25 protein-coding genes are annotated in these 25,529 nt (G+C 40.4%); 18 read left to right on the forward strand and 7 right to left on the reverse strand.

The window, feature by feature from the left end; genetic code table 11:
- The first annotated feature begins 156 nt into the window (after positions 1-156).
- The 5 genes from dapA (at position 157) to CXF76_RS06040 (ending at position 5,543) form a co-directional block, all read left to right on the forward strand.
- Positions 157-1,041, forward strand: a complete 885-nt coding sequence (gene dapA, locus CXF76_RS06020; RefSeq protein WP_101163272.1) for a 4-hydroxy-tetrahydrodipicolinate synthase — start codon at positions 157-159, stop codon at positions 1,039-1,041.
- A 15-nt stretch (positions 1,042-1,056) separates the two neighbouring features.
- The gene (locus CXF76_RS06025; protein WP_007376223.1) at positions 1,057-1,797 is read left to right on the forward strand and encodes a 2,3,4,5-tetrahydropyridine-2,6-dicarboxylate N-succinyltransferase; all 741 of its coding nucleotides are present in this window, start codon (positions 1,057-1,059) and stop codon (positions 1,795-1,797) included.
- Entirely contained in the window at positions 1,797-3,002 is a 1,206-nt protein-coding gene (locus tag CXF76_RS06030) for a PLP-dependent decarboxylase (RefSeq protein WP_101163273.1), read from the forward strand. The genes CXF76_RS06025 and CXF76_RS06030 overlap by 1 nt, the downstream gene beginning before the upstream one ends.
- Positions 3,003-3,007: 5 nt before the next feature.
- Complete coding sequence (locus CXF76_RS06035; RefSeq protein ID WP_101163274.1) at positions 3,008-4,129, forward strand: succinylglutamate desuccinylase/aspartoacylase family protein; 1,122 nt, start codon at positions 3,008-3,010, stop codon at positions 4,127-4,129.
- Positions 4,130-4,508: 379 nt separating this feature from the next.
- Positions 4,509-5,543: a phospholipase A gene (locus CXF76_RS06040; protein ID WP_002958796.1), complete on the forward strand. Its 1,035-nt coding sequence runs from the start codon at positions 4,509-4,511 to the stop codon at positions 5,541-5,543.
- Between the two features lie 72 nt (positions 5,544-5,615).
- Here the strand turns inward: CXF76_RS06040 and CXF76_RS06045 are convergent, their stop codons facing one another.
- The gene (locus CXF76_RS06045) at positions 5,616-6,509 is read right to left on the reverse strand and encodes a bifunctional GNAT family N-acetyltransferase/hotdog fold thioesterase (RefSeq protein ID WP_024589539.1); all 894 of its coding nucleotides are present in this window, start codon (positions 6,507-6,509) and stop codon (positions 5,616-5,618) included.
- A gap of 247 nt (positions 6,510-6,756) precedes the next feature.
- Here CXF76_RS06045 and CXF76_RS06050 point away from each other — a divergent pair, with 247 nt between their 5' ends.
- A complete protein-coding gene (locus CXF76_RS06050; protein WP_101163275.1) occupies positions 6,757-7,470 on the forward strand; it encodes a spermidine synthase in 714 nt (237 codons plus the stop codon).
- Here the strand turns inward: CXF76_RS06050 and dtd are convergent.
- Positions 7,459-7,896 carry a D-aminoacyl-tRNA deacylase gene (gene dtd / locus CXF76_RS06055; RefSeq protein ID WP_024589537.1) on the reverse strand — a complete coding sequence of 146 codons (438 nt, stop codon included), beginning with the start codon at positions 7,894-7,896 and terminating at the stop codon, positions 7,459-7,461. The two genes, CXF76_RS06050 and dtd, sit on opposite strands and share 12 nt — an antisense overlap.
- Positions 7,897-8,802, reverse strand: coding sequence for a virulence factor BrkB family protein (locus CXF76_RS06060; RefSeq protein WP_024600023.1), 906 nt, complete (start codon positions 8,800-8,802; stop codon positions 7,897-7,899).
- An 87-nt stretch (positions 8,803-8,889) separates the two neighbouring features.
- On the opposite strand from CXF76_RS06060, the gene CXF76_RS06065 reads away from it, so the two are divergent.
- The 3 genes from CXF76_RS06065 to CXF76_RS06075 all read left to right on the forward strand — a co-directional run bounded on the left by CXF76_RS06065 (position 8,890) and on the right by CXF76_RS06075 (position 11,496).
- Positions 8,890-9,546: a DUF2959 domain-containing protein gene (locus CXF76_RS06065; RefSeq protein WP_101163276.1), complete on the forward strand. Its 657-nt coding sequence runs from the start codon at positions 8,890-8,892 to the stop codon at positions 9,544-9,546.
- 74 nt (positions 9,547-9,620) lie between these two features.
- A complete protein-coding gene (locus CXF76_RS06070) occupies positions 9,621-10,700 on the forward strand; it encodes an MBL fold metallo-hydrolase (RefSeq protein WP_101163277.1) in 1,080 nt (359 codons plus the stop codon).
- A gap of 67 nt (positions 10,701-10,767) precedes the next feature.
- Positions 10,768-11,496 (forward strand): CBM9 family sugar-binding protein, encoded by a 729-nt coding sequence (locus CXF76_RS06075; protein WP_101163278.1) that lies wholly within the window; start codon positions 10,768-10,770, stop codon positions 11,494-11,496.
- Between the two features lie 370 nt (positions 11,497-11,866).
- Here the strand turns inward: CXF76_RS06075 and typA are convergent, their stop codons facing one another.
- The gene (gene typA / locus CXF76_RS06080; protein WP_024589533.1) at positions 11,867-13,690 is read right to left on the reverse strand and encodes a translational GTPase TypA; all 1,824 of its coding nucleotides are present in this window, start codon (positions 13,688-13,690) and stop codon (positions 11,867-11,869) included.
- Positions 13,691-14,197: 507 nt separating this feature from the next.
- Between typA and glnA the strand changes: the two genes are divergently transcribed.
- The 5 genes from glnA to CXF76_RS06105 all read left to right on the forward strand — a co-directional run bounded on the left by glnA (position 14,198) and on the right by CXF76_RS06105 (position 19,280).
- Entirely contained in the window at positions 14,198-15,604 is a 1,407-nt protein-coding gene (gene glnA, locus CXF76_RS06085; RefSeq protein WP_010554792.1) for a glutamate--ammonia ligase, read from the forward strand.
- 113 nt (positions 15,605-15,717) lie between these two features.
- Positions 15,718-16,239, forward strand: a complete 522-nt coding sequence (locus CXF76_RS06090; RefSeq protein ID WP_024589531.1) for a DUF4124 domain-containing protein — start codon at positions 15,718-15,720, stop codon at positions 16,237-16,239.
- An 82-nt stretch (positions 16,240-16,321) separates the two neighbouring features.
- On the forward strand, positions 16,322-17,392 hold the full coding sequence (gene glnL, locus CXF76_RS06095; RefSeq protein WP_007582173.1) for a nitrogen regulation protein NR(II): 1,071 nt from the start codon (positions 16,322-16,324) through the stop codon (positions 17,390-17,392).
- A gap of 14 nt (positions 17,393-17,406) precedes the next feature.
- A complete protein-coding gene (gene ntrC / locus CXF76_RS06100; protein WP_007582175.1) occupies positions 17,407-18,792 on the forward strand; it encodes a nitrogen regulation protein NR(I) in 1,386 nt (461 codons plus the stop codon).
- A gap of 29 nt (positions 18,793-18,821) precedes the next feature.
- Positions 18,822-19,280 carry a cyclic nucleotide-binding domain-containing protein gene (locus CXF76_RS06105; RefSeq protein WP_010554789.1) on the forward strand — a complete coding sequence of 153 codons (459 nt, stop codon included), beginning with the start codon at positions 18,822-18,824 and terminating at the stop codon, positions 19,278-19,280.
- A 1-nt stretch (position 19,281) separates the two neighbouring features.
- Here the strand turns inward: CXF76_RS06105 and CXF76_RS06110 are convergent, their stop codons facing one another.
- A complete protein-coding gene (locus CXF76_RS06110) occupies positions 19,282-19,947 on the reverse strand; it encodes a hypothetical protein (RefSeq protein WP_024589530.1) in 666 nt (221 codons plus the stop codon).
- 55 nt (positions 19,948-20,002) lie between these two features.
- The gene (locus tag CXF76_RS06115; protein WP_007582180.1) at positions 20,003-20,290 is read right to left on the reverse strand and encodes a hypothetical protein; all 288 of its coding nucleotides are present in this window, start codon (positions 20,288-20,290) and stop codon (positions 20,003-20,005) included.
- 245 nt (positions 20,291-20,535) lie between these two features.
- Between CXF76_RS06115 and CXF76_RS06120 the strand changes: the two genes are divergently transcribed.
- The 4 genes from CXF76_RS06120 (at position 20,536) to CXF76_RS06135 (ending at position 24,788) form a co-directional block, all read left to right on the forward strand.
- Entirely contained in the window at positions 20,536-20,919 is a 384-nt protein-coding gene (locus CXF76_RS06120; RefSeq protein ID WP_010554787.1) for an RNA-binding S4 domain-containing protein, read from the forward strand.
- 101 nt (positions 20,920-21,020) lie between these two features.
- Complete coding sequence (locus tag CXF76_RS06125; RefSeq protein ID WP_024589529.1) at positions 21,021-21,449, forward strand: hypothetical protein; 429 nt, start codon at positions 21,021-21,023, stop codon at positions 21,447-21,449.
- A 202-nt stretch (positions 21,450-21,651) separates the two neighbouring features.
- Positions 21,652-24,396: an aconitate hydratase AcnA gene (gene acnA / locus CXF76_RS06130; protein WP_024589528.1), complete on the forward strand. Its 2,745-nt coding sequence runs from the start codon at positions 21,652-21,654 to the stop codon at positions 24,394-24,396.
- Positions 24,397-24,533: 137 nt separating this feature from the next.
- The gene (locus CXF76_RS06135; RefSeq protein WP_024589527.1) at positions 24,534-24,788 is read left to right on the forward strand and encodes a hypothetical protein; all 255 of its coding nucleotides are present in this window, start codon (positions 24,534-24,536) and stop codon (positions 24,786-24,788) included.
- Here CXF76_RS06135 and CXF76_RS06140 read toward each other — a convergent pair whose 3' ends face one another.
- Positions 24,789-25,337, reverse strand: a complete 549-nt coding sequence (locus tag CXF76_RS06140; RefSeq protein WP_024589526.1) for a DUF4124 domain-containing protein — start codon at positions 25,335-25,337, stop codon at positions 24,789-24,791.
- Positions 25,338-25,529: the final 192 nt, after the last annotated feature.

Genomic DNA, 25,529 nt, shown 5'->3' on the forward strand with positions numbered 1-25,529 from the left:
CCATTCGCTCTTCGAATTATTAGTTCGAACGACGTTAATGCGGCTCCTTCCATAAAGCTTTTTAACTCTTCGAATAATACCAATTGCATTAAATTAGTTATCGCTAAAATGATCACGTTTTTAATAAAGTTGGTACAAATTATAAGTTCGTGAGAGATGATCAACAACTTCAATTTAAACGACTACTCATTGTGGACCGCGCTCGTAACGCCATTTGATCAACACGGCGATGTTGACTACAACACGTTAACTAAACTGGTTAGCGAGCAAGAAGCGGCACATAACGGTATTTTACTACTTGGCAGTACGGGCGAAGGTTTAGCACTAACGCTAAAAGAGCAACAAGCCATTGTTGAACACGTATGCCAGCTAAAACCAGCAGTACCACTCATGGTTGCTGTGGGCGGTAGTAACCTAAAGCAACAAATTGAGTGGGTTAACTACTGTAATACACTCCCAATTCATAGCTTTTTACTTGGCTCACCGCTTTATACAAAGCCTGGCGCTATAGGTCAAACTCATTGGTTTGAAAGCCTACTTAATGCAAGTGTTCACCCGTGTATGCTTTATAACGTACCGGGTCGAAGTGCTGTTAGCATTCCAACGGCAACAATTCAAAACTTACAAAATAATAAAAATTTATGGGCGTTAAAAGAAGCGAGCGGCAGCATTGCTCAGTTTGAAGCTTATCGCCAAGCTGCGCCTAATTTAGCTATTTTTAGTGGCGACGATGCTCTAATGCCTTATTTTGCACAAGCAGGTGCAAAAGGTTTAGTGTCGGTAGCTGCAAATGCATGGCCCGCACAAACTCACGAGTTTGTTAAACGCAGCTTAAGTGGTCAACACCCTAATTTATTTGCCCAGTGGTCAAGCGCTATTAATAGCCTATTTGCTGTTGCAAACCCTATTCCCGTAAAGGTATTGATGCATTTGCAAGGTCGCTTAAGCAGCCCGCAACTTCGTCCACCTTTAACACACCTTGAGTTAACTCAAACCGATTGCATCACAACTGCAAACAACACCATTTTATCTTGGCATTAAATACAGGTTTTTATAATGAGCTGGTTAGAACTATTAAATAATTTAGAATCGGGCGCAGTACGCGCAGCATCACAAAACGAAAGCGGCCAATGGCAAGCTAACGTAGAAGTAAAACAAGGCATTTTGGATGCCTTCAAAAATGGCACTAATACTGAGTTTGCAGGTGGTTTTGTTGATAAACATAACTTAGCTCCACAAGAATTTAGTACTGACGATGGCGTTCGTATGGTACCGGGTGGCTCAAGTGTTCGCCGTGGTGCTTATGTGGCTAAAGGCACGATTATTATGCCACCAGCGTATGTAAACATTGGTGCATATATCGACGAAGGCACAATGGTAGATAGCCACGCATTAGTTGGCTCGTGTGCACAAGTAGGTAAAAACGTACATTTAAGTGCTGCAGTGCAGCTTGGTGGTGTACTTGAGCCAATTGGTGCAAGCCCAGTAGTTGTAGAAGACGACGCCTTTATTGGCGCTGGCTGTATTATTGTTGAAGGTGTAGTTATTAAAAAAGGTGCAGTACTTGCCCCAGGCGTGCGTTTATCAGCAACTATTCCGGTATACGACTGCGTAAACGAGCGCCAACTAGATAAAGGCGAGCCAATCCCAGAATACGCGATTGTAATACCAGGCTCTCGCCCTGCGTCAAACGAGTGGGCGCGCGAGCAAGGCTTAAGCATGTCGTGTGCGTTAATTGTTAAATACCGCGACGAGAAAAGCGATGCATCGTTATTGCTTGAAGAGGTTTTACGATAATGAGCTTTTTGAGCACGCCTATCAAAACCGCTGTAAATACAATTACACAACAACTTGATACACCTTTTTTTGTTTACGACCTAGATCAACTAAACGCGCATCTTGCACGTTTAGTTGCGCAAACCGATGTAAAACTGTGGTACGCGGTAAAAGCAAATCCACTGTCTAAAATTATTCAAAGCTTAGACAACGCTGGTTTTAATTTTGACGTAGCAAGTAAAGGTGAGCTTGAGCAAGTGCTAGCACAAGGTATTAGCTCACAGCGCGTGCTCAACACAGGGCCTGCAAAAAGCCCTAAACAAATTAAACACTTTATTGAGCGCGGAGTACGTATATTCGTAGCCGAAAGCCTCAATCAAGTACGTTGGTTAAACCAACAAGCGCAACTACAAAATACGCAGTTACAAGTATTACTGCGAGTGCAATTACGCTGGCCTGAAGGTGAAAAAAATCCACTGGGCGGCGATAGCCTTACGCCGTTTGGTTTGGGTTGTGATGAGTGGCAAGCACTCAATGTAACCGACTACCCTGCACTTAAGTTTGACGGCTTACATATTTTTCAGTGGGGCAACATGCTTAGCACGCAAAAACTAAGCTACTTGTGGTCACAAATGATTGCACCTCTTAGCCAACTTGCCAGCGATTTAAATATTAGCCTTAAAATTCTCGATTTAGGCGGCGGCTTAGGTATTCCTTATACACAAAATGAAGCAACACTTGATTGGGATGACTTAATTGCTGCGCTCGCTAAAATTAAAAATGATGCGGGTGTAGAAGAGCTATGGATGGAACTTGGCCGCTATGCCGTGGGAGAATGTGGTCATTACGCAAACCCAGTAATAGAGCGCAAACAAAACTATAATCAACAGCAAGTCATTTTAAGCGGCGGTATAAACCACTTATTACGCCCTGCTGTTACCAGCCAAGATTTTCCTGCTGCGTTACTGCGTGAATCCAGTGCTAAAATTCAAGCGGTCACTTTATACGGCCCGCTTTGTACAGCGCTTGATTGCTTAGGTGAGCATAACCTGCCAAGCGATTTAAATGAGCACGACTGGCTAGTGTTTAGCCAGTGCGGTGCTTACGGCTTTACCGAAAGTATGCCGTATTTTTTATGCCACGAGCTCGCCGGCGAGTACACATTGCAAAACGGTGAACTTACCTGTGTTCGCCAAGCCGAAAATGCCAGCCACTACTTAAGGTAATAAGCATGAGTAATACAACACACATCAGCCAAGAGAACATTGTAGTAGGGGAAGTTGCAAACGGCTTACCACTTACAATTCCGGTGTATCGTTTAAAAGGTGATGGCACAGGGCCTAGTGTTTATGTTCAGGCCAATATGCATGGCGCTGAAGTACAAGGCAACGCTGTTATTTTTCAGCTACTTGAGCAATTAAAGCATCTTAACCTTAGTGGCGATATTACCCTTGTACCTTATGCAAATCCGATTGGTTGTAATCAAAAATCTGGCGAGTTTACCCTTGGCAGGTTCGATCCAATTACGGGCACTAATTGGAATCGCATGTATCACTACAATAAAAATTTAGTGGCACAGTTTGCACAAAATCATACCCAGTATGACGACGCTACATTAAAAAGTAACTTCAAACAGGCGCTTATTGACGATGTAGACAGCAAACTTAACGGCCCGGCTTATTTACTTAATACGGGTAAACGCATTGCACTTAACCTACAAAAGCTCGCTCATCAGGCTGATATAGTACTCGATTTACACACAGGTCCTATTTCAAGCAAGCATTTGTACTGCCCAACCTATGCAACCGACAGCGCGCTTTACTTTAATATTGAACATGTACTGCTTATTCCTAGTGATTTTGACGGAGCTATGGATGAAGCTAACTTTTGCCCATGGTGGCATTTGAGTGATGCACTTAGCGAGCAAGGTCGTGAATTATCAATACCTGTAGAAGCATTTACTGTAGAGCTAGGCAGCCAAGAAAAAATAGACTTAAAAGAAGCACTAAACGATGCTAACAGCATTTTAAGTTACTTAAATCACAAAGGCGTACTGCAAAACGCGCCGCATACGCCAGCCAATATGACTCGCTATGCATGTAATTTAGATGACTACTTTGCTTATTACGCCCCTATTGGCGGCATGGTTGAATACTTAGCCCCACTTGGTGGGCACATTAAAGCCGGTGAGCCTATTGCTAATATTTTACGCATGGAGCGCTACTTAAGCGAGCAACCACTGCAAACACTTACTCTCGATTGCGATGCAATTGCCATTTTGCACTTTGCCTCAGCGAGTGTTAACCAAGGCACCGAGCTTTATAAGTTTTTTACTAACGTATTTGAGCTTTAGCTCACCCTTCTCATTGCGTGAGAGTAATACCAATTGCATTAAATTAGTAATCTATTATAGCGATAAGGAAATAGCTTAATAACAAGGCTAAAATTATGGTACATACTTGTTCTATATGAATAATTTTTAACGTAGTTAGTGAGTTATTTAATACGCTAGAATGATCATGTTTTTAATAAAATTGGTATAAATTAACTAAAATAGTTAATTTGCATTAAAAAAGCGGCCTAGGCCGCTTTTTTCTGATCTATATTTACTTTGTATACGTAATGTCCTTGTTATAAATACAAATTCAGTAAAAGTTCACCGTTACATATGTAAAAAGACGTTATAATTAAATTAACGCATACAACACAACCCGAACCCACAAGGAATTACAATGAGCTGGCGCCACTGGATCACACTTTCTGCCTTAATAAGTACAGCTACCTTCGCACAAGAAGAAGTTGCTACAAATGAGCAAGACAACGACATCGAACTTGTAAAGCAGTGTATTTTAAATGAGGTAATTGGCGGAGATGGTAAACAAACATTAGACGATCTTCGTAAAAAGTGTTCAGCTCTTGAAGAAAACAAACAACTTACCGCGCTTGATAAACGCCAAGCTCGTGAAGAAGTAGGTAAAAAAAATAGAAATGTAATTACGCCACATAAGCGTAACTATATTTTACCTCTTTCGTACGTATCACACCCAAACGATCGCCCATTTGATGGCTTTGATGCACTAACCGACGATAACGACGGTGAACCGCTCGACAACTTAGAAGCAAAATACCAGCTATCGATAAAAGTGCCTCTTTACGATGATTTTTCGGATAAAGACCAAGCCATATTTTTTGGCTTTACACTGCAATCATATTGGCAGATTTATAACTCAGAAATTTCTTCTCCATTTCGTGAAACCAACTACGAACCAGAGATATTTTGGATAAATTACCTCGACCCAGAAAACGTATTATGGGGCGACGAAATGGCAATCGCATTAGGTATTTCGCATCAATCAAATGGTCGAAGCCAACCAAACTCACGTTCGTGGAACCGTATTTATGCAGACTTTATCTGGGAAAACAGAGGCTTTGTTTTTAGCTTTAAACCTTGGTACCGAATAGCTGAGGACGAAAAAGAAGATATTTTAGAAGCCAATGGCGACGACAACCCAGACATATATAAATACATGGGTTACTTTGAGTTTAGCGGCGCGTATCGTTTTCATGACCATGAATTTAGCTTTATGACACGTAACAACTTAAATTCAGATAATCGTGGTGCAATTCAACTCGACTGGTCGTTTCCTTTATGGGGCCGCGTTCGTGGTTATGCACAATACTTTAACGGTTATGGCGAAAGCTTAATTGATTACAATGCGGATGTAGAACGTATTGGTGTAGGTATATTATTAACCGATCTGCTGTAATACTTCCCTAAGTTTTACGCACAAAAAAGCCAAGCATCGCTTGGCTTTTTTGTGTTTTGAACAGCTAAACAGTTATTTTTTTACTACAAACTGCCCTTCAAATTCTGCAACCACGTTATCACCATCGTAAATAGTTACAGGCACTACGTAACTTGCTTTACCGTCGGTTTCTAAATCGCTTAACTTGCCCTTACAGGTTTGTATATCAACACAACCACGTGGGTCGGTAGTAAGCGGCTTTAAGTACTTAATGTTAGCATCGGCTAATACAATATTACCTTCAAGCCCAGCTTCTTTAAGTGCTAAGTACGTAGCGCCCCAACCTGTTAGCGTGGCCAAGCTATAAATAGAGCCTGCAAACATGGTGTTATGTAGGTTTAAGTTAGCGTCTAGGTCGGCGCTGGTTGTAAATTGCCAATCGGTATAGCTTTCTACCTTAATACCCATCGCGTCACTAATTGGAATAGACTCACGCCACGTATTTTGTAGCACTTGCGTCCAATTAGGATGGCGGAACCAGCCTGGCTCACACGGTTTTTGCTTTACCATTTTAAAATGTTGTACATCGCCATACGCTAAGTGCGCTTTTTCTTTTAATTCGTAACCGTGGCGTTTATAAAACTCAAGCGCTCGTTCGCGTGCAAACAAAACCAGTTCATCGGCATTTTGTGTCCATGCTATTTTTTCAAGCTCATGAAGCAAACGACTACCAATATGCTGATTACGATTACCCTCTGCAACTGCCATGTAGCGCACTTGTGCTTGCTCATGACTGTTAAAGTGCAAACGTGCTACACCAAGCACTTCGCCTTCTTTATTTTTTATAAAGCGATGCTCAGAGTCTTGTTCCATATCGTCTTGTTCAGAGCCTCGAGGCTCGCCCCAAGGCGCGCGTAATACCTGCCAACGCAATTGGTAATACGCTTGCCAATCTTCGCTACTTTGTGGGGTGCTTACCTGAAACATACATACTCCTGTTGTTATATAAGCCGTAAATAAAAGTCAAAAGAAGGCTACGGCGCTATACTAATAGTATTGGTTATCTACCAAGCTAAAAAAATAAAATAATTAAATTGATTGGCATTATTATGGCAAATACCATACTCCATCTTAAAAAAACTGCAAATACGACTTTGGTGATGGCTGTAAAATAACGAAAAAAAATAATGACAAAGGCCATTGCGCTTTAACGTTGCTAGTTTATGCTGAGGATATGACTGAAAAAATCAATTATATAAATTCACTGACGGGTTTGCTGAGCGATCAATTTATTGAAAATAGCCACAGCATTGGTCAGTTAATCTATTGGCATAAATGCAGTGGCGATCACATTCAAGTACGTGAGCACGAGCAGTTACGCTGGTTACTTATTAACGATACTCTTCAATCTGTTATTGATTCAAATAGCCCGGATTCATTACTTTTTCCACACTTATTGTACCTAGATAAGCACTGGCAGACTCTTAAGCCGCCACAAAAAGTGTTAGAACTCGGCCTTGGCGGCGGTGCAATTCGTAACTATTTACAACACAAATACCCTAAAGCACAAATAACATCGGTTGAAAAAAACGCCGATATTATTGATTGCTATACCCAGTTTTTTTCGTCAAATAAGAATGAGCAACTGCTGTGCGCCGATGCGCAACAGATTTTAGAAAGTGTGCAAAATATTGATTGGATTATTCTAGATTTATTTAGCCAAATAGACGCGCCTCGATTTTTATTTGAAGAGGCATTTTATAAAAAAATCTACTCGGCTTTAAATAACAACGGCGTGCTATTTATTAACTTTTTATCGCAGCATGAGTCGCAATTAAAACAACTTCAGCAGCTATTACTCGATGTATTTGGTTGTAATATTAGCCCGCAAAAAATTACGGGCTATGTAAATCATATTGTCGTGGTAACCAAAAACTTAAACAGATAAGTTAAACGTAACGGGCCCATCGTTACACAAGCTTACTTGCATATCGGCACCAAACTCACCTGTGGCTATTGTAAGCCCCAACTCTTTAGCTTGAGCTACAAAGTATTCGTAAAGCTCGTTAGCTTGGCTTGGCGTTGCCGCAGATGAAAAACTAGGGCGCATACCCTTTTTAGTATCAGCCGCTAGCGTAAATTGCGAAACAACAAGTAACTCACCTTTAATATCTTTAAGGCTTAAGTTCATTTTGTCGTTTTCGTCAGTAAAAATACGATAATTACTTACCTTGTGTAAAAGCTTATCGGCCGTTTGTTTGTCGTCGTGTTTTTCAACGCCCAGCAACAACAATATACCTTGGCTAATTTCACCTACTACTTGGTTGTTAATTTCTACTTTGGCATGCTTTACACGTTGTATTAAACCTTGCATTTAAACTGTGTCCTTTATTGCTGGTTCATCATCTTCTAGTTCAAGCTCTGGTGTTTCTGGAATATCATTTGGGCTAATACACGCAGTAAATTCAGCGCCAAGCAAAACAACTACCCACGACAAATACACCCATACAAACAAAATAGGAATGGTTGCTACTGCGCCATAAATAACTTCGTATGACGGAAAATGGCTAATATAAAGAGCAAACCCCTTTTTAGTCAGCTCAAATAAAAGTGCCGCAAAAAAAGCGCCAGGTATTGCCGCTCTAAACGACACCCGCGTATTAGGCACTAAGGTGTAGAGCATAATAAAGCCCACCATCGAAATTCCATACGGCAATAGCTTTAACAAAAACCCGCTAAACCCAGGAATACCCTGATCAGCAAACGACACCAAAGATACAATATAAGAGGTAACACCAATACTGGCACCGAGCAACATAGGCCCTAAGCTCAAAACCATCCAGTACACAGCAAATGAGATCATCATTGGGCGCTTTTTCTTAATTCGCCAAATTCGGTTTAATGTGGCATCTACATTACGTATTAACAGCAAGGCTATTGCAGCTAAAAAGCCAATACCTACCGCCGTCATTTGGTTGGCATTGCCCGCAAAGGAGCTAATATGCTCTCTAATAACATCGGTAGAGGTAGGGACAAAGTTGGTAAACAAAAAGCTCTCAATTTCCATGCGAGTAGATTCAAAGCCCGGAAAGGCTGAAAATATAGCAACACCCACCGCAATTAATGGCACTAAAGAAAGAAGGGTTACGTAAGCAAGGTAACCTGCATTAACCGTTATTTGATCGTCTATACAACGATTAAAATACTGCATCCACCAACCAGGTTGCTGGCGTATAAAGGACTTAACTTGCTGTTTGTAATGTGAGAGCTTATCATTCATACAATTGACTTGTGCTTATATAGTTTTGATTATAATAACAATCAGCGCCATAATTTACAGCACTAACGCTCGTAAACAGGAATTCAAATGAAAAAACAAACATTACTCAGTGTTTCAATGCTTGTAGTAACACTTACTTTAACTGGCTGCCAATCAGCTTATTATTCTGCAATGGAAAAAGTCGGTGTTCACAAACGCGATATTCTTATTGACCGCGTAGAAGAAACCAAAGACTCGCAGCAAGAGTCACAAGAAGAATTTAAATCGGCACTTGAGCGCTTAACTACTCTAATCGATTTTAATGGTGGCGAACTACAAGACACTTACAATCAATTAAACGACGATTACGAGTCGAGCTTAAATGCCGCTAACGAAGTCTCAACTAACATCAATAAAGTAGAAAACGTGGCAGAAGCGCTATTTGATGAGTGGGCCGATGAGCTAGAGCAATACAAAAGCGCATCACTTAAACGTGAAAGCAGCAAAAAGCTAACCGCGACTAAGCGTCAATTTGATCAGCTATTACGCTCAATGCGCAGCGCAGAGAGTAAAATGGAGCCAGTATTAACCTCGCTTCATGATAACGTTTTATACCTAAAGCATAACTTAAATGCACAAGCGGTATCGGCTATTAAAGGTGAATTCACTAACCTTAAGCGCGATATTCAATTGTTGATGAACGACATGAACAAATCGATTGCCGATTCAAACAAATTTATTGAACAAATGAATAGCGCTGGCTAATCATTTGTTACTTTAACAAGCCTGCTTAATTGCAGGCTTTTTTATGTTAAAGGGAATGCTAAAAGGGATTTACAATGAAACGCTTTTTAATCGCAACAATGCTCTTATGTATATTAACGGCCTGCGGTGCACCTAATAATATTAATCGTATTACCAGCTCTGACTCAGTTGTTGTTATTAATGATAAGAGCGGTCGTTATAAAAATTTATACACAGGTGAAAAAACATATCCCACTAGCTGTACTGAAAACTGCTACCCAGCCCATCCAGACTTACTATGCAAAACCGGCAGCGAAAACTGCCAGTACCAAGGCCTGCAAACTAAACCACAGCTTAGCACCGGCTATACCGTACGCTGGCTTGGTCACGCTAGTTTTGTAATTAACACCCCAAATGGTCAAAGTGTGCTGTTTGATCCGGTAAAAAATCAGTTTGATTCTCCAGTCGCACTTGGCTTTAAACTCGGCGGTGGTATTTATCGTAAAGCAGGCGCTTGGCCTAGTGAGCAAGAACTGGAAAATATTGATGCGGTAATGTATTCACATATTCATTACGATCACTTTAATAAAGCCGACATACAAAGCATTGGCAATAAACCTCGCTATTTAACACCACTCGGGATGGCCGACAACTTCCCTACCGGTGGTTTTAATATTAGCGAAATGCCGTGGTACTCAACAACCAACATTGACGACTTAATTATTAATGCCGTGCCAGCTCATCATTTTAGCGCTCGTGTATTGGTGCCCTTTATTTACGAAGATAACAATAAAGACTTATGGAATGGCTGGCTGCTTGAACAAAACGGCAGTACCTTATTTTTTGCAGGCGATACGGGCTACTCAAAACACTTTAAAGATATACAGCAAAAATATGGCGATATAGATGTGTGCTTAATACCAATCGCATCTTACTACAGTAAAGAAAGTGGTAAATTTTATCGTTACGTCCACACCACACCAGAGGATGCGCTCAACGCAGCACAAGAGCTTAACTGCAAAGTAATGATACCGTGGGGATACGGTAACTCAAGTTGGAAAATGGGTGACCATACTAGCCACTCTGCCTTGCTGCGCTTATTGCATATGTACAATAAAATGGATTCAAAAGTACCGCTGTATATTTTAAACGAAGGCGAAAGTATTTCACTATAACTATTTACTTAGCTGTTTTAAGATTGTTATTACATTAAGACAAATCCACAATAAAATTGAGAAATTAATGAAAAAATTAGCACTCGCCTTAAGCTTTTTATTAAGCACGCCTGCAATGGCCATTGATGTTGAACATACATCAACTCCAATTACTATTGATGGCCTATCAGAAAGTGCGTGGGATAAAGCCGCTTGGCACGATATGCCTTATTTAATGGATGGCACACTGCCATCAAACGATGCCGACTTTAAAGGGCGTTATCGCTTACTGTGGGATCAAAACTATTTATACCTACAAGCCGATATTGTGGATGACGTTTTAATAGATACACACGCCGATCCAACGTATAAATATTGGGATGACGATGCGCTTGAAGTATTTATTGATAGCGATGCATCAGGCGGAAATCATCAATTTAATCACACCGCTTTGGCGTACCATATTGGCCTTGATAACCAAGCCGCCGATTACGGACCTGATAAAAAAGCTCATTTGTATACTGACCACCTAGTTAGTAACTGGAAGCGCAACACCACCGCGCCCTTTAATATTACCTGGGAAGTAGCGATAAAACTCTACCCTAATGATTATAAAGAAGGAGCTAATAACATTCCGCTTACCCTAACGCCAAAACAAGTAATAGGTTTTATGCTAGCGTACTGTGATAACGATGGCAGTGACGTGCGCGAGCACTTTATGGGCTCACACGAAGTACAGCCAGTAAACGGCGACAGAAACCGTGGGTTTATAGATGCTGACGTATTTGGCAAAATCACCCTACTCCCTAAAAAGTAAGTAACTACCAATAAAATAATTGAACACGTATGTTGGGTTGAGCGAAGCGAAACCCAACGCAAAAAAATCCCACCAACAAACACTGATACTTTGCATTATCGGCTGTTTCAGCTCTCTCTTTCTCTTCTCATTCCCTTCTCCTTGTGCAAAAGATCTTTAAGTAAATTATTCACAAAGAGGTTAAGAGGCGCTGCGCTTTTAGAGGTAAATATATTATGGAAATTTCATCACAAAACAGTAGCTATGTAATTTTGAGCTAAATACTGTCAGCTGACGACTTATAGCCTACAGCTCTTGTTTTCAAAACACAAAAAAGCCGCTGTATTTTTCAATACAGCGGCTTTTAAAATCATAATTCTAAATTAATAGATTATGCTTTAGGTCCACGACCTGCACGTTTACGTTCGTTTTCTGTAAGGTAACGCTTACGAATACGAATGTTTAGTGGAGTTACTTCAACTAGCTCGTCATCATCGATGAACTCAAGCGCTTGCTCAAGTGAGTAGTTAAGGTGTGGAGAAAGCGTTTGCGCTTCATCAGTACCAGATGCACGTACGTTAGTTAACTGCTTGCCTTTAAGGGCGTTAACTGTAAGGTCGTTATCACGGTTATGAATACCGATAACCATACCTTCGTATACTTCAACACCGTGACCGATGAATAAACGGCCGCGTTCTTGTAAGTTGAATAATGCGTTAGTAAGTGCTTTACCAGTTGCATTTGCAATCATTACGCCGTTCTTACGAACACCGATGTCGCCACCTTTGTGAGGACCGTAATGATCGAACGTATGGTACATAAGACCAGAACCCGAAGTAAGCGTCATGAAATCAGTTTGGAAACCAATTAAACCACGGCTAGGGATCATGAAATCTAAACGCATACGGCCTTTGCCATCTGGAGTCATGTTAGTAAGCTCACCTTTACGTAGGCCAACTTGTTCCATAACAGAACCCTGATGCTCGTCTTGACAGTCAATAGTAACTGTTTCAAACGGTTCTTCTAGAACGCCATCTACAGTACGTAAGATAACTTCCGGACGAGAAACTGAAAGCTCGTAACCTTCACGACGCATGTTCTCGATTAAGATACCTAGGTGTAATTCACCACGACCAGAAACACGGAAGCTATCTGGGCTACCAGTATCTTCAACGCGAAGTGCTACGTTGTGTACTAATTCTTTGTCTAAACGTTCACGGATATTACGTGACGTTACAAACTTACCTTCTTTACCACAGAAAGGTGAGTTATTTACAGAGAATGTCATTGTTACAGTTGGCTCATCAACACTTAGTGGTGGTAATGCTTCAACGTTTCCTGGGAAACAAACTGTATCAGAAATCTTAAGCTCACCAATACCTGTTACAGTTACGATGTTACCAGCGTAAGCTCTGTCAGTTTCGATACGTTCAAGACCTAGGTAGCTTTGTACTGCGCCAATTTTACCATTACGTGTAGTGCCATCAGCACTGATAATAGTAACTTGTTGGTTAGGAGCAACAGAACCACGTTTAATACGACCAATACCAACTACACCAACATAAGAGTTGTAATCTAGTTGAGAAATTTGCATTTGGAAGTCACCTTCAGGATCTGCATCCGGTGGTGATACTTCGTCAACGATCATCTTGAACATAGGTTCCATGTTGTCTGATGGCTCGTCTAAATCTAGTGTTGCCCAGCCGTTGATAGCTGAAGCGTAGATTACTTTAAAGTCTAACTGTTCGTCAGTTGCGCCAAGGTTGTCGAATAAATCAAAGATTTGATCCATAACCCAATCAGGACGTGAACCTGGCTTATCAATTTTATTGATAACTACGATTGGCTTTAAGCCTTGCGCGAATGCTTTTTGCGTAACGAAACGCGTTTGTGGCATTGGACCTTCTTGAGCATCAACAAGTAATAATACTGAGTCAGCCATCGAAAGTACGCGTTCAACTTCACCACCGAAATCGGCGTGTCCCGGAGTATCTACGATATTGATATGGTAGTCGTTCCAAGAGATGGCTGTGTTTTTAGCCAAAATGGTAATACCACGTTCTTTCTCAATGTCGTTTGAGTCCATCACGCGCTCTTCGTTACCGCCGCGTGTTTCTAATGTACCTGATTGCTCAAGTAGTTTGTCAACCAGAGTTGTTTTACCGTGGTCAACGTGCGCGATAATCGCTATATTTCTTAACTTTTCGATGCTCATATATTTACTCAGAGAAATTAAATTCTCAATGATCCTGCAAGATCTACGCACTCATCCACGCTTTCGCGAGATGTCCCAGCATAGGATTTAAAAGGGCGCATATTATCCCTCATTAATGACATGGATGAAAGTTTATCCAATACATATTTTAAAACTTTCTCAATACTTTTACTAAGTATCTGTTTTATATATGACAATTATATGAATTAAATTTCAATATTTTTTTGAAAAACAGTCTTTTTGGCTATTTTTCCGATCTTTTTGTTACTCTTTTACATTTAGGTTATGCTAATTTCAGCTGATTAAATTAACAACAAATTACGCTCTGTAAATTTTGCACTAAAATGGAATATTTACGCACCAACATGGTGCGTTTATATATTCCATTTTGATGCAATGATATTTTTTTAATTTATAAACAGCCAGTTACAATAATGGCACAAAATCAGCTTAGTAAATACCAAAGCAATTATGCAGCAATAACAAAACCCAATAGTTGGAGGACACATGTCACAATCGGTTTTAGATTTTATTAAAGAAAATGACGTCAAGTTCATTGATTTACGCTTTACTGACACTAAGGGTAAAGAGCAACATGTATCGATTCCTCATCACCAAGTTGATGAAGATTTTTTCGAAGACGGTAAAATGTTCGACGGTTCTTCAATTGCAGGCTGGAAAGGCATAAACGAATCAGACATGGTATTAATGCCAGTTCCTGAGTCAATCAAACTAGACCCTTTCACTGAAGAAGCGACATTAATTTTACGTTGTGACGTAGTAGAGCCTTCTACACTACAAGGCTATGAGCGCGACCCGCGTTCTGTTGCTAAGCGTGCTGAAGATTACATGCGTTCTACAGGCATTGCAGACACTGTTTTATTTGGCCCTGAGCCAGAATTTTTCGTATTTGACGATGTTAAATACAAATCAGATATGTCTGGTTCTATGTACAAAATTGATTCTAAGCAAGCTGCTTGGAACTCAGATAAAGAATATGCAGATGGCAACACTGGTCACCGTCCAGGTGTTAAAGGCGGTTACTTCCCAGTTGCTCCAGTTGATGACTTCCAAGATTGGCGTTCAGCTACGTGTCTAGTTCTAGAAGAAATGGGCCAAGTAGTAGAAGCACATCACCACGAAGTAGCAACAGCAGGTCAAAACGAAATCGCTACTCGCTTTAATACAATGGTATTAAAAGCGGATGAAATTCAAGAAATGAAATATGTTATCCATAACATGGCTCACTTATACGGTAAAACAGCAACGTTTATGCCTAAGCCAGTTGTTGGTGATAACGGTTCTGGTATGCATTGTCACCAGTCACTTGCTAAAGATGGTGTAAACCTTTTTGCTGGTGATAAGTACGGCGGCCTTTCTGAAGATGCACTTTACTACATTGGCGGCATCATCAAGCATGCTAAAGCAATTAACGCTTTTGCAAATGCGTCTACTAACTCGTACAAACGTTTAGTACCAGGTTTTGAAGCACCAGTTATGCTTGCATACTCTGCACGTAACCGTTCTGCATCAATCCGTATCCCAGTGGTTCCATCTGAAAAAGGTCGTCGTATTGAAGTACGCTTCCCGGATCCAACTGCTAACCCATACCTTGCTTTCTCAGCAATGCTTATGGCTGGCCTTGATGGTATCAAAAACAAGATCCATCCTGGCGATGCTATGGATAAAGATTTATACGACTTACCAGCTGAAGAAGCAGCAGAAATTCCAACTGTTGCAGCATCACTTGACGAAGCACTATCTGCACTTAGCGCAGACCGTGAATTCTTAACTCAAGGTGGCGTATTCACTGATGACTTAATCGATGCTTACATCGAACTTAAGTCTAAAGAAGTTGAAAAGCTTAACATGACAACTCACCCAGTTGAGTTTGAAATGTACTACAGCTGTTAATTAAGCTGTAAAAAATATGTGTGTTCTCAAGCCCGCTTTGCGGGCTTTTTTAATGGTAAAATTAGTCAATCTCCACTAAAGTTAAGTTACCGATAAAAATGCAGGGCTGCAGAGTGAATAACAAGATTTTATTACTATTAATTACTTTAGGATTAAGTAATTATGGTTATGCCGGTGAAACAAAAATATACGCTTGGAAAGATAAAAATGGCGTATTAGTGTTCTCAGACACCCCTCATAAAGGGGCCCAAGAAGTAAAGCTCACCAGCCAAGATCTTAATATGCCTGCAACAAATACTGACATTTTTGACGAGCAACCTCAGCCTCAACAAGCGGCCTTTAGTATTGCTATTTCCTCACCTGATCATAACCAGACTATTCGTGAAAATACCGGCACTGTTTATGTAACTAGCCGAATAAAACCACGCTTTGAAACTGGTTTTACTATACAACTTTTTATTGATGGTAAAGCACACGGCCCAGCCAGTGACAGCTCAACCTTTGCAATTAGAGATGTAGAACGTGGTCAGCACACACTACAATTAAAGCTTTTTAATAGTAAAAACCAAGTTATTGCTACAAGCGAACCCTGCATATTTTTTATGCACCGAAAAGGGCTAAACCTAGGTAACTAAATTGGGGCATTACTAAACGTGCAGCAGTGTATTTAACCATATAACTTGCTTGCAAACATCCACGCACTAAAATGGTGCAGCTATGATTAATAATAAAAACTTTAGCCCTGAGCTACTCGATGCCATTTGGCAAAATCAAACAACCGCTATCATGCTACTTGATAAAAACTTCACCGTTGTATATGCCAATACCAGTACCAGCGAGCTGCTTGGCCTTGGTAATAAGCGCTTGTTAGAACAACCGTTTGATAGCCTTTTTAACTACCATTCAATCGATTTACAGCGTATAGAACAATACTCATTAGTTGAAGGCGTAGATTGCCAGCAGCATAGAGCTGACGTGGTTTTTAGCGATTCTCGCCATGCAAAAGTAGCCGTAAGTACACGACAAATTAAGTTTAATGGCTCGCTTTATATTTTATTTGAGTGGCGCCAAACCGATGACGAAATTAAGCACGACCAAGCGTCTAATCAAATGCATCAATATCAAGCTGCCCGAAACCTAATTAGAGGCTTAGCTCACGAAATTAAAAATCCTTTAGGTGGAATTCGCGGAGCGGCGCAGTTATTGCAGTATGAGGTTGATCAACAAGAAAGAGATCAATGTGCTGAGCTCATCATTGAGCAAGCCGACCGATTACGCGAACTAGTAGATAGGCTTTTGGGGCCCAATCAACTTCCGCAAAAATCGTATGGCAATATACATCAATCACTTGAATCAGTTGCAAGGCTAAGTACGTTAGATAATTGTTCTAACATTAGCTTAGTTAAAGATTACGACCCGAGTATTCCTGATGTATACATTGATCAAGGCAAAATTCAGCAAGTGGTATTAAACATTGTTCGAAATGCCCAACAGGCGCTTGTAGATGGCGGTGAAATAACAATAAAAACCCGCATTAATCATCAACATCGTCGCCCAGGTAAAGCACCTAAAAAAGCCTTGTTGATCCAAATATCTGATAACGGACCAGGTATTGATCCCAGTGTACGCGAAACACTGTTCTACCCTATGATCACCAATAAAGAAGGTGGCTCTGGGTTAGGACTCTCAATAGCGCAAACACTGATAGATCAACATGATGGCTATATAGAATGTGATAGCTGGCCTGGACATACTGAATTTAATATCTATCTGCCCTTTGCAGATTAATGTTTGGAGTTTGCATGAAAACAGTTTGGCTTGTAGATGATGATGCTTCTATTCGATTTGTACTTGAAAAAGCACTAACCCGTGCAGGGTTTAACACAGAGAGCTTTGCTAATGCGCAAGATGTACTAAGCGCACTAAAGTTTAGCCAACCTACTGTTTTAGTTTCTGACGTACGAATGCCTGGTATGGATGGTATGGCGTTGCTTGAACTTATTGCAGAGCAAAACCCTGGGCTGCCGGTTATTATAATGACTGCGCACTCAGATTTAGACTCAGCTGTAAATGCATTCCAAAAAGGTGCTTTTGAATACCTTGCTAAGCCGTTTGATTTAAACGAAGCAGTGGCGCTAGTCGAAAGCGCATGCAGAGCAAACTCCACTAAAAAAACTAAGCGAAAGCAAGCTCCACCAAAAAGTGCCCACATAATTGGTGAAGCGCCCGCAATGCAAGAAGTGTTTAGAGCGATAGGTAAACTATCGGCCTCTAGCATGAGCGTATTAATAAATGGCGAATCTGGAACAGGTAAAGAACTTGTCGCCAGTGCGCTGCACAATCATAGCCCACGTAAAGAAAATCAATTTATTGCACTTAACATGGCAGCCATTCCAAAAGAGCTTGTTGAGTCAGAGTTATTTGGCCACGAAAAAGGCGCATTTACGGGCGCCGACAGCGTGCGTAAAGGCCGCTTTGAGCAAGCCAATGGCGGCACACTATTTTTAGATGAAATTGGTGATATGCCACTTGATGTACAAACACGTTTATTACGCGTTCTTGCCGATGGTGAGTTTTATCGCGTTGGTGGCCATCAAAGTATAAAAGTAGATGTGCGTATTATTGCGGCTACGCACCAAAACCTTGAAGATTTAGTTAAACAGGGCAAGTTTAGGGATGATTTATTTCATCGTCTTAATGTTGTGCGCCTACGTTTACCTGCTCTTCGAGAGCGTACTGAAGATATAGAAAGCTTATCGCAACACTTTTTACATAAAAGCGCTAAAGAGCTACAAGTAGAAAGCAAAGTGCTGAGCCCTAAGGCAACTGAGCAATTACGCTTATTTAATTGGCCAGGCAATGTACGCCAATTAGAAAACACCTGTCGCTGGCTTACTGTAATGGCACCGGGTGAGCTTGTAAGCGAGCAAGACTTACCGCCGGAGATTCTGGATGCTTCGCCAACCCAGGAAGAAGGTGATTGGCTAGATGCGTTTCAGCAATGGCTTAATCAAGAGCTTAAACAAGGCAAAGAAAATATTTGGCCTGACATTCAAGCCCAGCTAGAAACTCGCTTAATTAAAACCGCACTGGCTAATTGTTCTGGTCATAAGCAAGATGCTGCTATAAAAATTGGTTGGGGACGCAACACGTTGACCCGAAAATTAAAAGAGCGCAATATTAGCTGATTAAACGCTTTTAACACATTTGGTTATTGATGAAGCTAATCGAACATATTCCTTTGTTTAAACAAATGGAAATTATAAACAGGCTGCACTTTTTTAAAGAATTTACGCTCAGCGAGCGCCAAGTCTTATTAGAGTCGTTCGGACTGTTGTATTTAGTAAGCCAGCATCAATTTTTATTTAAGCAATACGATAACGACAAACGTTTGTACATTGTACTTAGCGGCGCGTTATTAGTATTTAAACATAATCATTTGCTAGAACTTGGCACTATAGAGCCCGGTGAATTTATAGGTGAAGGTGCCTTTATAAATAACCGAGAGCGTAGTACTAGTGCTCGCGCTAAAACCGACAGTATAGTCCTCGCTATTACCCCTGAAGCACTCACCCGCTTACCTAATGTTATCCGCGAAAAAATTAAAGACCGAATTATAGAAGGTATGAGTCTGCGCATTGCCAAACTAAGCGAGCATATAGAAACTCACGGTTAGTTCAGTCCATATAAATAATTTGTAGTGAGCAATCAAGCCAGCTGGGGTTATTAACGTGAGCTGTAAACCTGTAAGTATCAGATGGTTTGGCGCCAAAGGGCGTATTTATAAGTGGTTGTGAGTGACTGTATGTTTGCGAATAATTTTTGTAATAAATGACAACGTAACCGTATAAAAACTCCCAACCTAACCTTACAACAGCGCCACTGGGTAAGGTAAAGTCAGCATATTTATCTGTAAATGTGACGAGTAAATCATTGTACTTGTCTTCGCTGCATTGAGTTGTTCGTAACTTTTTAGGCATAACAAAGGTTGTACCCGCCACTGCATTTTTTAGATAAAAGCCTATATTGCCATCACCATAAAAATGATTTGAACGCGTTGTATAGTTAACTTGTGGCTCGTAACCTAGCCCCTGCATAATAGTAGCTAACTGCTCAGTCTCTTTTGGGTAAATTTTGTCACTTGATAAGAGTAATGTAGCCTCACCAAACTCTGATGGGATTGCCAGCGGTACATATTCATAAGGGAGCGATTGTGCTTTTAGCGCAGCATCGAGCTGATTGCTCTGTTCATCTTGCAAGTTTTCACTAAATACATACACGGTAGGTTGTTGGCACGCAGCTAATGGTAATGCCAACACACACATTAAAATTCCATTTTTCATAGTTACCCCTTTTGATTACGCTTGTAGTCTATTAAAGGTAACTATTTATAGCAATTTAATTTGTTTGGCTATCTAACCAAGCATCAACACTTTTTCGAGTATATAAAACTTCTTTAAATAAACGATGTCGTTCAAACTCGAGTTTTGTTTTTCTCGTGGCATCACCACTAACTAAACGGCTATGGGTATCATTGAACTTTGAAATTACAGAAAAACCGCGTTCATCTTGATCAGCTTGCTTTTTTACAGAATTAGCAAGGTGCTCTCTAACATCGTCAGCAGTTAACATACCTGAATTGTCTAATCCCATTAGCTCTTTTTTCATTGCTAATCTTACGCCCATTTCCTACTCCATTTAATGAAAACTATTTAATCCGCCAAAGTTTTAGCAATTAGCAGGCCATACGTAAAATTAACTGCTGCAAAGGTTACTCTTCAATTGCTTCAGTTTTTTTAAAGACAGATAAAATACATAAAAAATTTCATAACTATTTACGTATTACAATTAACGAAAGTCACTTGCTTTGGTGCAAAAGTAGCTGCAAGCCTTTATACTACAGCTTGTGCGTTACCCCACCGAGAGCAAATATGAACGAAGAATACATAGAAATAGAATTAGAAGAAGAGCCGATTGAGCTTTGTAAATTATTAAAAGTACTAAACTTAGTTGAAGGTGGCGGCCAAGCTAAAAACCTAATTACCGAAGGCTATGTGGGTGTTAACCATGAAATTTGTACAATAAAGCGGAAAAAATTATACAGTGGCGATGTATTAGAATTTGATGGCGAATTTTTTAAACTTGCGCTAAGTGAAGATGCAACCCCTGCAGAAAAACCTGCGGTACAAACTCAGGCAGAGTCAAAGCAAGCTGCACCACAACCAACAAATCAGCCAGCTAAAAGTAAGCGCAAGCGAACTAAAAAACCAAAAGTAGATGATAAAACAGGTCGTCGTCCTATTTCATTTGGTTAAGCATTTAAAAGCCCTCTTTTTATATAAAAAGGTCAACTTGTATAGTTGGCCTTTTTACTCTTTAATAACCTAGTTAATAATAATAAAAACAAGGTTATAAAATGTCTGTTAAAACACCTAAAAATTGGTTTAAGCCAGTTGTATGGGCGGCACTAATATGGAACTTACTTGGCGTTATTGCATTTGCTATGCACATGATGATGACACCCGAAATGATAGGTAAACTTCCACTAGATCAACAAACTGCCTACTCTAACATTCCTATTTGGTCAACCATTGCATTTGCTATAGCTGTATTTGGAAGCACTTTTGGTTGTCTGTTTTTACTTGCTAAAAACGCGCTGGCAACACCTACTTTTGCGCTATCGCTCGGCGCTATTTTAATTCAGCAATATTATAATTTTGTGGTCATAAACAGTATTGAGCTACTTGGCGCAAGTGCTGTATTTATGCCTATTTTTGTAATCATTATTGCCATTGCTTTACTTTGTTTGAGTATTAAAGGTAAGCAACAAGGTTGGTTACAATAATTAATAAGGGTCGAAATAACTTTTGACCCTACCTCTTTCAAATCATCTCTTGAAATTAAACTTTTCAGCATCATCTCTACTATATTAACTGTACAAAATTCATTCTCTAAACACGATTTTTTACACTGGTATGTACTTTGCAACTCGAACACTACAGAGGTCACTCTTCAAAATATTTTTCTAATTCATAAAGGGGCAAATAATGAATAATAGTTTCGATACCCAACATCAGCTCACAATAAATGGTGAGCAATATCATATTCATTCTCTAAAAGGACTTGGCGACAAAGCGAAACGATTGCCCTTTTCCTTAAAAGTATTACTTGAAAACCTTCTTCGTAACGAAGATGGCGCAAATATAAAAGAACAAGATATTCAAGCTCTCCTTAATTGGGACCCTCAAGCAAAGCCTGCATCTGAAGTTGCCTTTACTCCCGCCCGTGTTGTTATGCAAGATTTTACCGGCGTACCCGCTATTGTTGATTTAGCCGCGATGCGTGACGCAATGGAAAAACTAGGTGGAGATCCCGCAAAAATAAACCCGTTATCACCTGCTGAGCTTGTCATTGATCACTCGGTACAAGTAGATGGTTATGGTAACGATGGTGCTTTTGATTTAAATGCAAAACTAGAATACGACCGAAATAAAGAACGTTACGAATTTTTACGCTGGGGACAAACCGCTTTTGATAATTTAAAAGTAGTGCCACCAGCAACCGGTATTGTTCACCAAGTGAATTTAGAATACTTAGCACGCGTTGTTTTTAATGAAGAGCGCGATGGCAAAAAATTCGCTTACCCAGACACTCTCGTAGGTACCGACTCTCACACAACCATGATAAATGGCTTAGGTGTACTTGGTTGGGGTGTAGGCGGCATTGAAGCCGAAGCAGCTATGTTGGGTCAACCAATTAGTTTACTGATCCCACAAGTAGTGGGTATGAAGCTAAGCGGCCGCTTACCTGAAGGCACGACCGCAACCGATTTAGTATTAACAGTAACCGAGATACTGCGTAACCATGGCGTAGTGGGTAAATTTGTAGAGTTTTATGGTGACGGCCTTGCCGACTTACCACTTGCCGATAGAGCAACCATAGCGAATATGGCACCAGAATACGGCGCTACGTGTGGTATTTTCCCGATTGATGATGAAACCATTAACTACCTTCGCTTAACAAACCGCGACGAAAAGCAGCTAAAACTCATTGAGGATTACGCAAAACACCAAGGTTTATGGCGTAACGATGGCGACGAAGCTAGCTATACCGATACACTCGAGCTTAAATTGGGTGATGTTGTACCAAGCCTTGCAGGCCCTAAACGACCACAGGATAGAATTTCCCTAAACAAGGCTGGTGAAGTGATTAGCCAGCATTTAAAAAACTTTCAAGATGAACGTATGGCTCGTCGTGATAATAGCGATGAAGAACAAGCTCGTATCGAAGGCGAAGGTCCAACAACAAACCCAGATGAACCAGTTAATGAAGCGCAGTTTATGGGCGCCGCTAAAGTTAAATTTAAAGGACAAGAGTTTGAGCTAAACGATGGTGCTTGCGTTATTGCCGCGATTACCAGCTGTACTAATACTTCTAACCCAAGTGTAATTTTAGCTGCTGGTTTGGTTGCTAAAAAAGCAAAACAGTTAGGAATTAATGTAAAACCTTGGGTTAAAACATCACTTGCTCCAGGTTCTAAAGTAGTTACCGACTACCTAGAAAAAGCCGGCTTAATGGACGACTTAGAAAGCTTAGGCTTTAACTTAGTTGGCTATGGTTGTACTACCTGTATTGGTAACTCAGGCCCACTAGCGACTGAAATATCAGATGCGATTCAAAAGCATAAATTAGTGGTTAGCTCTATTTTATCGGGTAACCGTAACTTTGAAGGTCGTATTCACCAAGATGTTAAAATGAACTTTTTAGCATCCCCTCCGCTTGTTGTTGCTTACGCCATTGCGGGCAGAACCGATATTGACGTATACAACGAACCCCTGGCTCAAGATGCTAACGGTAACGATATTTACCTTAAAAATATTTGGCCGAGCGTTAAAGAAGTAAGTGACCTAGTTAAAGAAACAGTAACTAAAGAAATGTTCGAAAAAAGCTACGCTAACGTTTACGAAGGCGATAGCCGTTGGCAGCAAATTAAAATACCAGATGGCAAACTTTACGATTGGGATGACGCATCTACCTACATTAAAAAAGCACCATTTTTTGATGGTATGAAAGTAGAACCACCGGGTATTCCTACTATCGAAGGTGCACGTTGTTTAGCTAAGCTTGGGGATTCAGTAACCACTGACCATATTTCTCCTGCGGGCGCTATTAAAGCAGATGCACCAGCAGGTTTATACTTGCAAGAAAATGGCGTAGATAAAGCGCAGTTTAACTCGTACGGTTCACGCCGTGGTAATCACGAAGTAATGATGCGTGGCACGTTTGCTAATGTTCGTCTTAAAAACTTACTAGCACCAGGTACTGAAGGCGGCGTAACACGTACTCAGCCTGGCGATACGCTAGAGAGTATTTATGATGCAGCAATGGAGTATCAAAAAAATAATACGCCACTCATTATTTTAGCGGGTAAAGAGTACGGTACGGGTTCATCTCGTGACTGGGCGGCCAAAGGCTCACTTTTACTAGGCGTTAAAGCGGTTGTAGCACAAAGCTATGAGCGAATTCATCGCTCTAACTTAATTGGTATGGGTGTATTACCGCTGCAATTTAAAGAAGGTGAAAGCTACGAGTCTCATGGGTTAACAGGGCAAGAACAATTTGATATTGATGGCCTGTACGATAAAACCGATGAAGTAACCGTTATTGCTACAAATGCCGAAGGTAAAAAAGTAACCTTGAGTGCTGACGTACGTATTGATACCCCTAAAGAGTGGGATTACTACAAACACGGCGGTATTTTACAATATGTACTGCGTAATATGCTCGACTAACAAAGACAGTAGTTAATACATTTAAAAGCCCAGCTTAGTAATAAGCTGGGCTTTTTTATGTGTGCTGTTTGTTGTCTTAAATCAATGCTAAGCATTTAAAGCGTGCCTACACTATAGCGACTATTAGTGAGGTAACTATGTCGCAAACAATGATAATTAGGCTGCTTAAAACATCAATAGTGCTTGGGTTGTGCCTTATCGTGACTGGCCACACTTTAATTGTGTCGAGTTACTTTACTGTCGAGCATGGTATTAAAGGAATAATTATAGCGGCGGCATGCATTGCTGTAGGTGTACTGCTGTCGCTTCCCACTAAAATATATTTAACCGTATTATTGATGGAAGCCGAAAAACGTTATTTAAAAAACCATAAAAGCACTCACTCTAAATAATTAGAGTGCACTTAAATTATTAATTTCTTTATTACGTTTTTCTAGTTTGTCTTTTACATTTTCGGCGTCATTAAATAACTTTTTAACCGAGTCTGGGTTCAAAATACTGATCCCCTCTGGTGCAGCCGACATTGTATTTTTACTTGGAGTGGTATTTAAAATAGACGTGTCTTCTGCAGCAATAACAGTAATATCTTTAGGGTCGAGTTTTACTTCAATACTTTTTGCATGCGGGTTAGGTGTATCAGAAAAGTGCCATTGGCCTGTTTCATCTTGCCACTTAAAAATTTTGCTACTTGAGGTAGTACTTTCAGGGATTGGTTCATCAGAAATACTGCTCGCAATTTTATCGCCTGCTTGCTTAAAGCCCTGCACTGCTTGGTCCAAAGTATTGCTAGATAGCGCAACCATTTTTTCTTTAATTTGTTGAGATTCACTGCTAATTGATGATGCAGAAAGCCATGTTTGACCATCGGGCTTTTTTAAATAAAACAAAGAGATAACTGCAATAGCCATGATTGATATAGCTAAGTAGGTAAAGTATTTCATAGCGTTCCTGCTTTAATTAATCCTTTATTGCCCTGAGTCTAATAAAAAATACTTAATTAGGCAATTTTTTGTACCCTAATAAAAAAATAAAAACGCAGCAGAAGCTGTAATGCCGTTCACTTAAGGTGAGCGGCTTTTTTATTTCTAGCGTACCGCTGTGGTCTTGGCTTGACTGCACGAGGAAAACCTCGT

Source organism: Pseudoalteromonas sp. 78C3 (assembly GCF_002836695.1).
Classification (GTDB): Bacteria; Pseudomonadota; Gammaproteobacteria; order Enterobacterales; family Alteromonadaceae; genus Pseudoalteromonas; species Pseudoalteromonas arctica.

Bases quoted from the DNA above. Each gene is read 5' to 3' on its own strand.
- dapA (WP_101163272.1), top strand. From the start codon at position 157: ATGATCAACAACTTCAATTTAAACGACTACTCATTGTGGACCGCGCTC.
- CXF76_RS06025 (WP_007376223.1), top strand. From the start codon at position 1,057: ATGAGCTGGTTAGAACTATTAAATAATTTAGAATCGGGCGCAGTACGC.
- CXF76_RS06030 (WP_101163273.1), top strand. From the start codon at position 1,797: ATGAGCTTTTTGAGCACGCCTATCAAAACCGCTGTAAATACAATTACA.
- CXF76_RS06035 (WP_101163274.1), top strand. From the start codon at position 3,008: ATGAGTAATACAACACACATCAGCCAAGAGAACATTGTAGTAGGGGAA.
- CXF76_RS06040 (WP_002958796.1), top strand. From the start codon at position 4,509: ATGAGCTGGCGCCACTGGATCACACTTTCTGCCTTAATAAGTACAGCT.
- CXF76_RS06045 (WP_024589539.1), bottom strand. From the start codon at position 6,509: ATGTTTCAGGTAAGCACCCCACAAAGTAGCGAAGATTGGCAAGCGTAT.
- CXF76_RS06050 (WP_101163275.1), top strand. From the start codon at position 6,757: ATGACTGAAAAAATCAATTATATAAATTCACTGACGGGTTTGCTGAGC.
- dtd (WP_024589537.1), bottom strand. From the start codon at position 7,896: ATGCAAGGTTTAATACAACGTGTAAAGCATGCCAAAGTAGAAATTAAC.
- CXF76_RS06060 (WP_024600023.1), bottom strand. From the start codon at position 8,802: ATGAATGATAAGCTCTCACATTACAAACAGCAAGTTAAGTCCTTTATA.
- CXF76_RS06065 (WP_101163276.1), top strand. From the start codon at position 8,890: ATGAAAAAACAAACATTACTCAGTGTTTCAATGCTTGTAGTAACACTT.
- CXF76_RS06070 (WP_101163277.1), top strand. From the start codon at position 9,621: ATGAAACGCTTTTTAATCGCAACAATGCTCTTATGTATATTAACGGCC.
- CXF76_RS06075 (WP_101163278.1), top strand. From the start codon at position 10,768: ATGAAAAAATTAGCACTCGCCTTAAGCTTTTTATTAAGCACGCCTGCA.
- typA (WP_024589533.1), bottom strand. From the start codon at position 13,690: ATGAGCATCGAAAAGTTAAGAAATATAGCGATTATCGCGCACGTTGAC.
- glnA (WP_010554792.1), top strand. From the start codon at position 14,198: ATGTCACAATCGGTTTTAGATTTTATTAAAGAAAATGACGTCAAGTTC.
- glnL (WP_007582173.1), top strand. From the start codon at position 16,322: ATGATTAATAATAAAAACTTTAGCCCTGAGCTACTCGATGCCATTTGG.
- ntrC (WP_007582175.1), top strand. From the start codon at position 17,407: ATGAAAACAGTTTGGCTTGTAGATGATGATGCTTCTATTCGATTTGTA.
- CXF76_RS06105 (WP_010554789.1), top strand. From the start codon at position 18,822: ATGAAGCTAATCGAACATATTCCTTTGTTTAAACAAATGGAAATTATA.
- CXF76_RS06110 (WP_024589530.1), bottom strand. From the start codon at position 19,947: ATGAAAAATGGAATTTTAATGTGTGTGTTGGCATTACCATTAGCTGCG.
- CXF76_RS06115 (WP_007582180.1), bottom strand. From the start codon at position 20,290: ATGGGCGTAAGATTAGCAATGAAAAAAGAGCTAATGGGATTAGACAAT.
- CXF76_RS06120 (WP_010554787.1), top strand. From the start codon at position 20,536: ATGAACGAAGAATACATAGAAATAGAATTAGAAGAAGAGCCGATTGAG.
- CXF76_RS06125 (WP_024589529.1), top strand. From the start codon at position 21,021: ATGTCTGTTAAAACACCTAAAAATTGGTTTAAGCCAGTTGTATGGGCG.
- acnA (WP_024589528.1), top strand. From the start codon at position 21,652: ATGAATAATAGTTTCGATACCCAACATCAGCTCACAATAAATGGTGAG.
- CXF76_RS06135 (WP_024589527.1), top strand. From the start codon at position 24,534: ATGTCGCAAACAATGATAATTAGGCTGCTTAAAACATCAATAGTGCTT.
- CXF76_RS06140 (WP_024589526.1), bottom strand. From the start codon at position 25,337: ATGAAATACTTTACCTACTTAGCTATATCAATCATGGCTATTGCAGTT.